The sequence below is a fragment of the Streptomyces sp. NPDC005266 genome, assembly GCF_040607655.1.
GTDB lineage: Bacteria > Actinomycetota > Actinomycetes > Streptomycetales > Streptomycetaceae > Streptomyces.
Window position 1 is genome coordinate 209,712 of the sequence record NZ_JBEXHC010000010.1, and the last position, 13,256, is coordinate 222,967.

At 71.5% G+C, this 13,256-nt stretch carries 2 protein-coding genes; both read left to right on the forward strand.

The window, feature by feature from the left end:
- Positions 1–55 precede the first annotated feature (55 nt).
- Positions 56–9,943, forward strand: a complete 9,888-nt coding sequence (locus ABZU99_RS20460; RefSeq protein ID WP_356227920.1) for an amino acid adenylation domain-containing protein — start codon at positions 56–58, stop codon at positions 9,941–9,943.
- A partial coding sequence (locus ABZU99_RS20465; RefSeq protein ID WP_356227922.1) for a condensation domain-containing protein occupies positions 9,940–13,256 on the forward strand: 3,317 nt, incomplete at its 3' end. The genes ABZU99_RS20460 and ABZU99_RS20465, both read left to right, overlap by 4 nt.

Genomic DNA, 13,256 nt, shown 5'->3' on the forward strand with positions numbered 1-13,256 from the left:
CCGTACCCCGCCACGGCAGTCCGCCACTCCGCAGAACCGAGAGGACCGCTCCGTCATGTCCGACGCCGCCCGTACGCTCCGTCGACCCGTAACCGCCGCCCAATTGGGCATCTGGGTCGCCCAGCAACTGCAGCCGGACAGTCCCCTGTACAACTGCGGCGCCTACCTGGAGATCGACGGCCCCGTCGACACCGGCGTCCTCGAAGAGGCGGTACGGCGGGCCGTCGAGGAGACCGAGGCGCTGCGGTCGTACTTCGCCGAGGACGCCGAGGACGCCGAGGACTCCGAGGGCGCCGCGGCCGGGGAGGCCCGGGTGCGACAGATCGTCGTGGCCGCCGAGCCGAACCCCCTGTGCGTGCGCGACCTGCGCGACACCGCGGACCCGGAAGCCGCGGCGCACCAGTGGATGAGCGAGGAGATGGTCAAGCCCTTTGACCTCGCCCACGGTCCCCTGAGCGATCAGACCCTGCTGCTCCTCGCCGACGACCGGTCCTTCTACTTCCACCGTTACCACCACGCCGTCCTCGACGCGTTCGGCCAGTCGGTGTACGCCACCCGGGTCGCGGCCCTCTACACCGCCCTGCTCACCGGTGCCGAGCCGCCCGCGACCAACTTCGCCACCCTCGACCGGGTCATCGCGGAGGAGGCCGCCTATCCGGGCTCACGCCGCCATGCCCAGGACCGGGATTACTGGCTCGACCTGTTCGACGACCTGCCCGACCCGGTGGCGCTCGCGGGACGTTCCGCCGGCAGCACCCACAGCAGCATGCGTCGCATCCTCACCCTGCCGTCCGCCCTGGCCGATCGGCTCACCGCGCTGGGCGACCGGCTCCAAGCACAGTGGCCGGCCCTCGCCACCGCCGCCACAGCCGTCCTCTACCACCGTATGACCGGCCGGACGGACCTCACCTTCTCGCTGCCCCTGGCAGGCCGCACCCGCCGCGTTTCCCTGACCACGCCGAGCGCGATGGTCAACGTCCTGCCCATCCGTGTGACCGCCACCCCGCGGACCACGTACACGGAGCTGGTCGCATCGGTGTCCCGCTCGCTGGCCGACGTCATCAGGCACCAGCGGTTCCGGGGCGAGGAACTCGTCAGGGGACTCGGGCTCTCGGGCGGCCGCCAGGCACGCCTCGGCCCGACACTCAACGTGGTGACCTTCGCCCATGAGCTCTTCTTCGGCGACAGCCCGGCCGTCGGCCACCCCTTGTCCACCGGGCCCGTCAACGACCTGAAGATCAACTTCTATGGCACGGCAGCCTCCGGCACGGGCATCCGCGTGGAGTTCGACGCCGACCCGGACCTCTACGACGAGCGGGAACTGGCCGCCCACCAGGAACGGCTGGTGCGGGTGCTGGAGTGGGTGGCGGGGCAGCCTGACAGCCCCATCGGTGAGGTGGAGTTGCTTGAGGCGGTGGAGCGGGAGCGGGTGCTTGTCGAGTGGAATGGTGTGTCTCGGGGTGTGCGGGGTGTGTCGTTGCCGGTGCTGTTCGGGGAGCAGGCGCGCCGGACGCCGGATGCGGTTGCCGTGGTGGGTGGCGATGCCCGGCTGACGTATGGGGAGTTGGACGCCTGGTCGAACCGGGTGGCTCGGTGGCTGATCGGGCAGGGGGTTGGGCCTGAGCGTTTTGTGGGGGTGGTGTTGCCCCGGTCAGTGGAGTTGGTGGTGGTCCTGCTGGGTGTGCTCAAGGCGGGCGGTGCCTATGTTCCGGTTGATCCGGAGTATCCGGCGGAGCGGAGAGCACACATCCTGGGTGACGCGCGGCCGGTGCTGGTCGTGGATGACCCGTCGGTGCTGGCTGAGGCGCAGGAGTACTCGGATGCGCCGGTTGAGGGAGTGCGGGAGCTGTCGCTTCCGGCCTATGTGATCTACACGTCGGGTTCGACGGGTCGTCCCAAGGGTGTCGTGGTTGAGCACGGATCGGTGGGGGCGTATCTGGAGCGGGCGCGGGAGGTGTATCCGGATGCCTCGGGCACGGCGCTGCTGCACTCCTCTGTGGCGTTCGACCTGACGGTGACCGCGCTGTACACCCCGCTGGTCAGTGGTGGCCGGGTGGTCCTCGGCGAACTCGATGAGCACGCTGCGTCTGCCGGACAGCCGTCGTTCATGAAGGTCACTCCCTCGCACCTGGGTTTGTTGGAGGCGCTGCCGGAGGGTGTGTCGCCGTCGGGGACGTTGATCACCGGTGGTGAGGCGCTGGTGGGGGAGGCCCTGTCCTCCTGGCGGGCTGCGCATCCGGGCGTGACGGTCGTGAACGCGTATGGTCCGACGGAGGCGACGGTCAACTGCACCGACTACCGGCTCGAGCCTGGTGCTGAGGTGGGGGCGGGCCCGGTGCCGATCGGGCGGCCGTTCTGGAACACCCGGGCGTATGTGCTGGATGCCTCGTTGCGGCTGGTGCCGCCGGGGGTGGCTGGTGAGTTGTATGTGGCCGGCGTGGTCCTGGCGCGGGGTTATTGGGACCGTCCGGATCTGACGGCGGAGCGGTTTACCGCTGACCCGTTTGGTCCGGCGGGGGCGCGGATGTATCGCACCGGGGATCTGGCGCGCTGGAACGCCGATGGGCAGCTGGTGTATGTGGGCCGGGTCGATGACCAGGTCAAGGTGCGTGGTTTCCGCATCGAGCTGGGAGAGATCCAGGCCGTAATCAGCGGTCACCCTGACGTGGCACAGACCGCGGTGATCGTGCGCGAGGACCGGCCCGGGGATCAGCGTCTGGTCGCCTATGTGGTGGCGGATCACAACAAGGTTTCCGAAGCGGCTCTGCGGGAGCATGCGGCCGGCCTTTTGCCGGATTACATGGTGCCCTCGGCGTTCGTCACCCTGGACGCGCTTCCGCTGACGCCGAACGGGAAGCTGGACCGGCGTGCCCTGCCCGCGCCCGACTACGGGCCCGACACCGCCACGGGCCGCGCTCCGCGCTCGCCGCGTGGGGAGATCCTGTGTGGTCTGTTCGCCGAGGTGCTGGGCGTGGAGTCGGTCACGATCGATGACGACTTCTTCCGCCTTGGCGGGCATTCGCTCCTGGCCACCCGGCTGGTGAGCCGGATCCGTAGTGTGCTGGATGCGGAACTGCCCATCCGGCAGCTCTTCGAGACCCCCACCGTCGCCGGTGTCTCCTCCACCGTCGACCGGATGGCCCTCGGCACCGCCACCACTCGGCCCGCCCTGACCCCGGCCCCCCGCCCGGCCCGCATCCCTGTCTCGTACGCGCAGGCGCGCCTGCGCTTCCTGGACCTGCTGGGTGACGGAAGCACCGCCTACAACGCGCCCGGCGCGCTGCGGCTGACCGGCCCGCTGGACCGGGATGCGCTGCGCCTGGCCCTGGGCGATGTGGTCGCACGCCATGAAAGCCTGCGCACCGTCTTCGCCGAGGACGAAGAGGGCTTCACGCAGGTCGTCCTGGAACCGCGCCACGCGGTGGTCGATCTCGCCGTACGGACGGTGGACGAGGCCCGGCTGGCGGCCGACCTCGCCGCCGAGGCCCGGCACGTCTTCGATCTGTCCCACGAACCACCGCTGCGAGCCACGCTGTTCGAACTCGGCACGGACAAGCACATCCTGCTGCTGCTCCTGCATCACATCGCGGGCGACGGCTGGTCGATGCGGCCGCTGGCGCGTGATGTGGCGACGGCATACACGGCGCGCGTCACCACGGGCGACGCCCCGCGGTGGCAGCCGCTGCCGGTGCAGTACGCCGACTACAGTCTCTGGCAGCGGGCGGTCCTGGGACGGGAGGACGATCCGGGCAGTGAGATCTCCCGTCAGCTCGCCTACTGGACCACCGCGCTGGCGGGCATCCCGGACGAGCTCGCGCTGCCCACCGACCGCGCGCGCACCGACGAGCTGACGCAGCGCGGCGGGCAGGAGTCCTTCCGGATCCCGGCCGAACTTCATCAGGCGCTGTACGCGTTGGCACGCGAGACCCGCTCCAGTCTGTTCATGGTGTTGCAGGCGGGCCTCGCGGCGCTGCTGACCCGGCTCGGCGCGGGCGCCGACATCCCGATCGGCACACCGGTCGCCGGCCGTACCGACACGGCGGTCGAGGAACTGGTCGGGTTCTTCGCCAATACGCTGGTGCTGCGCACGGACACCTCGGGCGACCCGACGTTCAGGGAGTTGATCGAGCGGGTCCGGGAGCGGAGCCTGGCGGCGTACGCGCATCAGGATCTGCCGTTCGAGCGGCTGGTGGAGGTGGTCAACCCAGAGCGTTCGCTGGCCCGGCACCCCCTGTTCCAGGTGTCGCTGTCGCTCCACCACACCGACCCCCGGGCCACGGTGGCCGAGGTGGCCCGATTGCCGCGGCTCGACGCGGAGCTGGAGCGGCTGCCGATCGAGGACACCAAGTTCGACCTCAACTTCGAGCTCGTCGAGCGGTTCGACGCCGGAGGCAGGCCCGCGGGTATCGCCGCCGACCTGGAGTTCAGCGCCGATCTGTTCGAGCCGCGCACGGCCCGCTCCCTCCGGGAGCGCTTTCTGCGGCTGCTGGCCGCCATGGCCGGGGAACCGCACCGGCGGGTCTCCGAGGCCGAGATCCTCGACGCGGCCGAGCGGGTGGCCGTCCTCGAGGAGTGGAGCGACACCGGGCGCCCGGGCGTGGCCGCCGTGCTGTCGCGAGTGGACCTGCCCGACACGGTGGGTGCCACTCGGGCCTATGTGCTGGACGATGCACTGCGCCCGGTGGCTCCCGGCGTCCCCGGACAGCTGTACGTGGCGCACCAGGACCCGCCTCCGGCCGACGCGCACGTCACCGACAGCACCGACAGCGCGCTGTACCCCACCGGCCGGCCGGCCCGCTGGTCCCACGACGGGGAACTGCGGCTGGTCGAGACCCCCGCCGAGCGGTCGGACGGGGCTGCCGGGCCGGACCGGCGGACCGAGCTGTCCCGTGCGCCGCGCAGTCCCCGGGAACAGATCCTGTGCACCCTCTTCGCGGAGATGCTGGGCGTGCCCTCCGTGGGCATCGATGACGACTTCTTCGCCCGCGGCGGCCACTCCCTGTCCGCCGTGCGGTTGCTCAGCCGCGTACGCTCGGTGCTCGGCGTGGAGATCTCCATCCGCCGGCTCTTCGAGAACCCGACCGTCGCGGGCCTGTCCGCTGCGCTCGACGAGGCGTCCGGCGCCCGGCGTCCCGTGACTCCGGCCGAGCGCCCGCCTCGCATCCCTCTGTCGTACGCGCAGCAGCGGCTGTGGTTCCTGCACAACCTGGAGGGCCCCAGCGCCACCTACAACATCCCGGTCACCCTGCGGCTCGCCGGCACCCTGGACCGCACCGCGCTGCGCCTGGCCCTGGCGGACGTCGTCGCGCGCCACGAGAGCCTGCGCACGCTGTTCGCGGAGGAAACGGAGGGAGGGGCCGGCGCGCGGCAGGTCATCCTGCCCGCCGCGCAGGCGCGGCCGGAGCTGATCGAGGAGACGGTCGCCCCCGAGGAGCTGGACGAGAGGGTGCGGGCCGCGGCCTCCCATTCGTTCGACCTCACGTCTGAACTCCCGGTCCGGGGATGGCTGTTCACCACGCATGCGGGAGAGTGCTCCCTCGTCCTGGTGGTCCACCACATCGCGGGCGACGGCTGGTCGCTCGGGCCGCTGGCCCGCGATCTGTCCGCCGCGTACACGGCCCGCGTCACCACGGGCGACGCCCCGCGCCGGCAGCCTCTGCTGGTGCAGTACGCCGACTACACCCTGTGGCAGCGCGAGGTGCTCGGTGCCGAGGACGACCCCGACAGCGAGGTCTCGCGTCAGCTCGTCCACTGGAAGCAGGCGCTCGCCGGCCTTCCGGCGGAACTGGAGCTGCCCGCCGACCGGCCGCGGCCGCCGCGCCAGTCCCACCAGGGCGGGCGGGTCACCTTCGAGGTCCCCGCGGAGCTTCACGCGGGCCTCGCGGGCCTGGCGCGCGACACCCGGTCGAGCCTGTTCATGGTGGTGCAGGCCGCCCTGGCGACCCTGCTGACCCGGCTCGGGGCCGGTACGGACGTGCCGATCGGCAGCCCCGTCGCGGGGCGCACCGACGCGGCCGTGGAGGACCTGGTCGGATTCTTCGTCAACACGTTGGTGCTGCGCACCGACACCTCCGGCAACCCCACCTTCACCGAACTCATCGCCCGGGTCCGCGAGACCAACCTCGGCGCGTACGCCCATCAAGACGTGCCCTTCGAGCGGCTTGTCGAGGTGCTGAGCCCCGTCCGCTCGCTCGCCCGCCACCCCCTGTTCCAGGTGCTGCTGGGCTTCGACAACAACCAGGACGCCCTGGAGGTGCTGAGCCTGCCGGGCCTGACCGTGGACGTACGGGCCCCGGAGACCGGGCGTGCCAAGTTCGACCTCGCGTTCTTCTTCGACGAGAGCTACGGGCCCACGGGCGAGGCGACCGGCATGCACGCGGCCGTCGAGTACAACGCCGACCTCTTCGACCACGACACCGCCACCGGCTTCGCCGGGCGACTGCTGCGGGTCCTCGAAGGCGCCGTGGCCGCCCCGGACCGCCCCATCGGGCGGCTCGATGTGCTGACGCCCGCCGAATCCCGGCAGATCCTGCACGACTGGAACGGCACCACGCACCAGGTGCCGCCGCAGACCGTGCCCGTACTGTTCGAGCGGCAGACCGCCGAGGTGCCCCGGGCGACCGCGCTGATCGCCGAGGACACCACCCTGTCCTACGAGGAGCTCAACGCCCGGGCCAACCGGCTGGCCCGGCTCCTGGCGGCCCAGGGAGTCGGGGGCGAGGACATCGTGGCGATCGCCCTGCCCCGGTCGGCGGAGATGATCGTCGCCCTGGTCGCCGTCCTCAAGACGGGAGCCGCCTATCTCACCCTCGACACCTCGACCCCCGAGCAGCGGCTGCGCGCCGTCCTCGACGACTGTGCGCCCCGCGCCCTGATCACCGACGCGGCCACCCGCCCCCTCCTGGGCACCGGCCCGGCCCGCCCTCTCGTTCTGGACGACCCCGCGACCGTACGGGCGCTCGCCGACGCCCCGGCCCACGACCTCACGGACGACGACCGCGTCCGCCCGCTCGACCCGCGCCACCCGGCGTACGTCGTCTACACCTCGGGGTCCACCGGGACCCCCAAGGGCGTGGTGATGCCGATGGCGTCGCTGATGAACCTGCTCGCCTGGCACACCGGCACCTACAGCGGTGGCGTCGGCACCCGCACCGCCCAGTTCCTCGCCGTCGCCTTCGACTTCGCGGTACAGGAGATCCTCCAGGCGCTGGTGGCGGGCAAGACGCTCGTCCTGCCCGAAGAACCCGTCCGGCGCGACGCGTACGAACTGGCCCGCTGGATCGCCCGCCACGGTGTCAACGAGCTGTTCGCCCCCACACTGGTGATCGACGCGGTGCTCGCCGCCGCCTCGGAACTCGGCGAACCGCTGGGCTCGCTCACCGACATCTTCCAGGGCGGCGAGCAGTTCAGGCTCAGCGACGAGCTGCGCGAGTTCTGCGCGGGCGACTGGCGCCACATGGCACACAACATCTACGGCCCGGCCGAGACCCACGCGGCGACGTCCACCACGCTCCCCGAAGACACCGATGAGTGGCCGGCGTCCGCCTCCATCGGCCAGCCGCTGTGGAACGCCCAGTTGTATGTGCTCGACGCGGACCTGCGGCAGGTGCCGCCCGGGGTGCGCGGGGAGCTCTACATCGGCGGCGCCCAGCTGGCCCGCGGCTATCTGAACCGGCCCGGCCGCACCGCGGAGCGCTTCGTCGCCACCCCGTTCGGCGCACCCGGCTCCCGCATGTACCGGACCGGGGACATCGTGCGCTGGAACCGCTTCGGGCAGCTGGAGTTCCTGGGCCGCGCCGACGACCAGGTGAAGATCGGCGGCTTCCGCGTCGAACCGGGCGAGGTCGAGGCCGTGCTCGCCGACCACCCGGCCGTCGACACGGCGGTCGTCGTCACCCGCGAGGACACCCCCGGGCTGACCCGGCTGGTCGCCTACGTCGTACCGGAAGGCCCTCACCACGACACCGACCTCGTTCCCGCCCTGCGCACCCACCTCGAACAGCACCTGCCGCACTACATGGTCCCGTCGGCCGTGACGGTCCTGGCCGAACTGCCCCTCACCGCCAACGGGAAGCTCGACCGGCGCGCGCTGCCCGCGCCCGTGTACGGCGGGACGGCCGAGGCGGACCGGCGGGGCCCGCGTACCGAGCGGGAGAAGACGCTGTGCGGGCTGTTCGCCGATGTCCTGGGGCTGGACGGGGTCGGCATCGACGACGGCTTCTTCGACCTCGGCGGCGACAGCATCATGTCGATCCAGCTGGTCGGCCGGGCCCGGCGGGCCGGGCTCGAACTCTCGGTCCGCGACATTTTCGAGCACCGCACGGTGGCCGCGCTCGCCGATGTCGTCACGGAGGCGGAGGGAGTGGCCGCCGAGGAGCCGGGCGCCGGCATCGGTGACGTACCCCTCACCCCGATCGCGCACTGGCTGCTGCGGCGCGGCGAGGACCTGGACGGGTTCAACATGTCCGTCGTCCTCCAGGCCCCCGCCGCGCTCCGCACCGACACACTCACCCAGGCCCTGCAGACGCTCCTCGACCACCACGATGCCCTGCGGGCCCGGCTCACCGCCGGCCCCGAACGCCGACTGGAGATACGGGAACCGGGCACGGTCGACGCCGCGCCCCTCGTACGCCGCGTGGCGGCCACCGGACCGGACCTGGAGGAAGGCGCACTCGGCGCCCTGGTACGGGCCGAGGGCGAGGACGCCAGGGACCGGCTCGACCTGGAGCAGGGCACGCTCGTGCAGGCCGTGTGGTTCGACCGTGGCGCGGACACGCCGGGCCTGCTGCTCCTCCTCGTCCACCACTTGGTCATCGACGGGGTGTCCTGGCGGATCCTGGTACCGGACCTCGCCGAGGCCCACGAGGCTGTAGCCGCCGGCCGCCGCCCCGAACTCCAGCCCGTGGGCACCTCACTGCGTCGTTGGGCCCAGCGACTGACCGAGGAAGCGGCCAAACCGGGCTGGGTCGCCGACGCGGCCTGGTGGCAGGAGACGCTGCGGAGCGAGGATCGCGGGCTCGGACGGCGGGCGCTGGACCCGGCCCGGGACACGACCGCGACCGCTGGACGGATCAGCCGCACCATGCCGGTGAGCGTCACCGAAGCCGTGCTGACACGCGTGCCCGCCGCGTTCAATGCCGAGGTCAACGACGTGCTGCTGGCCGCGCTCACCCTGGCGTGGGAGCACTGGCGCGGGACCCCCGGACTGCTGCTCGACCTGGAGGGCCACGGCCGCGAGGAGCACCTGGTCCGGGGCGCTGACCTCTCCCGCACGGTCGGCTGGTTCACCAACCTGTATCCCGTGCGCCTGGGCACAGGCGCCGCCGACCTCACCGAGGCGTTCGCGGGCGGGCAGAGCGCGGGCGACGCCCTCAAGCGGATCAAGGAACAGCTGAGGGCCGTGCCCGACAAGGGCATGGGCTACGGCCTCGTCCGTCACCTCAATCCCGCCACGGCCGAAGGGTTCGCCCAGCTGCCGGATCCCCAGGTCGCCTTCAACTACCTGGGGCGCTTCTCCACCGCCGCCGCCGGCCAGAACGCCGACTGGACCCCCCTCATCGGCATCGACGGCGTCGCCGGCGACCCGCCGCACCTGCCGCTCGCACACGCCCTGGAGCTCAACGCCCGTACGCACGACGGCCCCCAGGGCTCGCATCTCGTCGCGCACTGGACCTGGGCCGGCGACATCCTCGACGAGGCCGAGGTCCGCGAACTGGCCGACCTGTGGTTCCGGGCGCTCGAAGCCCTCGTGGCCCACGCCGAGAACCCCCACGCCGGCGGGCTCACCCCCTCCGACGTCTCCCTGCCCTCGATCACACAGGACGAGATCGAGGCGTTGGAGGACGAACTCGGCGACCTTTTCGACGACACCCCGGCCGACGACGAGTCGGCCGCATCCGACGACGTACACGCTACTGAAGACGAAGAAGAGGCCCGAAAGTGAGTCGCACCCCGCGGAAGATCGAGGACATCCTGCCGCTGGCCCCGCTCCAGGAGGGCCTGCTCTTCCACAGCGTCTACGACGAGGGCGAACTCGACCCCTACGTCGTCCAGGCGTCCTTCGACATCGAGGGCCCGCTCGACACGGCCCTTCTGCGCACCGCAGCCGAAGCCCTCCTGGCCCGCCACGCCAACCTGCGCGCCGCCTTCCGCCAACGCAAGAACGGCGACTGGGCGCAAGTGGTGATGCGCGAGGTACCGCTGCCCTGGACCGAGAACGACCTGACCGCGCTGCCCGAGGACGAGCGGGCCGCGGCCGTGGCCGAGGCCATGGCCGCCGAACGGAGCACACGGTTCGACGTGACCCGGCCACCGCTGCTGCGCTTCACGCTCGTCCGGCTTGACGCCTCGCTCCACCGCCTGGTGCTCACCAACCACCACCTGGTGCTGGACGGCTGGTCGCTGCCCGTCCTCATGGGCGAGCTGTGCGCGTTGTACGACAGCCGCGGCGACGACAGCGCCATGCCCCGCGTACGCCCCTACCGTGACTACGTCGCGTGGCTGGCGGCACAGGACCGCGACGCGGCCCGCACCGCCTGGCGAGAGGCGTTCGCCGACCTCGCCGAACCCAGCCCGATGGCCCCCGGCGTCTCCCGTACCACGGTCGCCTCCGCCGAGGTCCTCGCCTCCTTCTCCCGGTCCGACACCGCCGCCCTCGCCGAGATCGCCCGGGGCCGCGGCCTCACCCTCAACACCGTCGTGCAGACGGCCTGGGCGATCGTCCTCGGCCGGCACACCGGACGCGACGACATCGTTTTCGGCACCACCGTCTCCGGGCGGCCGCCGCAGATCGACGGCGTGGAACGGATGGTGGGCCTGTTCATCAACACCCTGCCCACCCGGATACGGCTGCGCGCCGCCGAACCGTTCGCCGAACTCCTCACGCGCGTGCAAACCGAGCAGACCCGGCTCACGTCACACCAGCACCTCGAACTCGCCGAGATCCAGCGCGCCGTGGGGCACGGCGAGCTCTTCGACACCTCCATGGTGTTCCAGAACTATCCCGTCGACCGCTCCGCCACCGCGGGCGAGGGCATCGGCGCCGCCGTCCGCCTCGTCCCCGGCAAGGACCGCGAAGCCACCCACTACCCGCTGATGCTGGTCGGCTCCGCGCGCGACACCATGCTGTTCAGGCTCAACTACCGGCCCGATGTCTTCGACGAGCCCACCGCCCAGCGGATCCTGGACCGCTTCGTACGAGTCCTGCACGCCCTCGTCGCCGACCCCGAGCTGCCTGTCGGCCGGATCGACCTGCTGGACGAGGCCGAGGCCCGGTCGGTCCTGGCCGACTGGAATGACACGGCGTGTGAGGTGCCGGGCCGGTCGGTGGTGGAGCTCTTCCAGGAGCGTGTTGCGGCGGCTCCGGATGCGGTGGCGGTCGTTGCGGGTGGTTCGTCGCTGTCGTACGCGGAGCTGGACGCTCGGGCCGGGCGTCTGGCGGGGCTGTTGGTCGAGTGTGGGGTGGGGCCTGAGTGCTTTGTGGCGGTGGCGTTGCCGAGGTCGGTGGATCTGGTGGTGGCGTTGCTTGCGGTGTGGAAGGCGGGTGCGGCGTATCTTCCGCTGGACACGGAGTACCCGGCCGAACGGCTCGCGTACATGCTGCAGGACGCCGCCCCCTTACTGGTGCTGACCACGGGTGAGCTGGCGGCCGTATTGCCGGAGGCGGATGTCCCGCGCCTGCTGCTGGACGCGCCGGAGGTCGTGCAGGAGCTGTCCCGGGTGCCGGTGGAGGGGCGGCTTACCGGGCCTGTGCTGTCGGCTGCCGCGTATGTGATTTACACATCGGGGTCGACGGGGCGGCCGAAGGGTGTGGTGGTGCCGCAGGCGTCGTTGGTGAACTTCCTGGTGGCGATGGTGGACCGGTTCCAGCTCACGGGCGACGATCGTTTGCTGGCGGTCACCACTGTGGGGTTTGACATCGCGGGGCTGGAGCTGTTCCTACCGTTGCTCAGTGGTGCGGCGGTGGTGGTGGCTGCGCGGGAGGTGGTGCGGGATCCGGCGGCGCTGTGTGCGCTGGTGTCGGGTGAGCGGGTCTCCGTGATGCAGGCGACGCCGAGTCTGTGGCGGGCGGTGCTGGCGGAGGATGCTTCGGTGCTGGCCGAGGATGCTTCGGTGCTGGCCGGGGATGCTTCGGTGCTGGCCGAGGACGCTTCGGTGCTGGGTGGTGTGCGGGTGCTGGCGGAGGATGTTTCGGTGCTGGCCGGGGATGTTTCGGTGCTGGGTGGTGTGCGGGTGCTGGTGGGTGGTGAGGCTCTGCCTGCCGATCTGGCGGTGGCGCTGGCCGGCCGGGCCGAGTCGGTGACGAATCTGTACGGCCCGACGGAGACCACGATCTGGTCGACGGCGTGGCCGGTCACCCCGGAAGGGGCGAGTGGTCCGCGTATTGGGCGGCCGATCGCCAACACCCGGGTGTATGTGCTGGATGCGGGGCTGCGGCCGGTGCCGGTCGGTGTGCCGGGCGAGCTGTACATCGCGGGTAAGGGTGTGGTCCGGGGTTATCACGAGCGGGCGGGTCTGACGGCTGGGCGCTTTGTGGCCGATCCGTTCGGCGGTTCGGCGGGTGGGCGGATGTATCGCACGGGTGACTTGGTGCGGTGGTCCGCCGATGGTGAGCTGGAGTATCTGTCGCGGGCCGATGACCAGGTCAAGCTGCGCGGTTTCCGGATCGAGCTGGGCGAGATCGAGGCAGTGCTGGCCGGGCATGAGGAGGTGGGGCAGGCCGCTGTCCTCGTCCGCGAGGATCGGCCCGGTGACAAGCGCCTTGTCGCCTACGTCGTCCTGGTGACGGTGGACGGTGGCGTGATGCGCGGCGCCGATCTGCGTGAGTACGTGGCGGCGCAGCTGCCCGCCTACATGGTGCCGTCCGCGTTCGTCACCCTGGACGCCTTCCCGCTGACCGCGAACGGCAAGCTGGACCGGCGTGCGCTGCCCGCGCCCGACTACGGGCCCGACACCGCCAGGGGCCGCGCTCCGCGCTCGCCGCGCGAGGAGATCCTGTGCGGTCTGTTCGCCGAGGTCCTCGGCCTGGAGTCGGTGACCATCGATGACGACTTTTTCGATCTCGGTGGGCATTCGCTTCTGGCGACGAAGCTGGTCAGCCGGGTCCGCTCGGTGCTGGACGTCGAGCTGGCGGTGCGCCGGGTCTTCGAGGCGCCGACGGTTGCCGAGCTCGCGGCCGTGTTGGACGCGTCGGCGGTGGCGCGGTCTCCGCTGCGGGCGGTGGTGCCGCGTCCGGCACGGCTGCCGTTGTCGCTGGC

Coding starts and splice junctions, on each gene's coding strand:
- ABZU99_RS20460 (WP_356227920.1), top strand. CDS start 56: ATGTCCGACGCCGCCCGTACGCTCCGTCGACCCGTAACCGCCGCCCAA.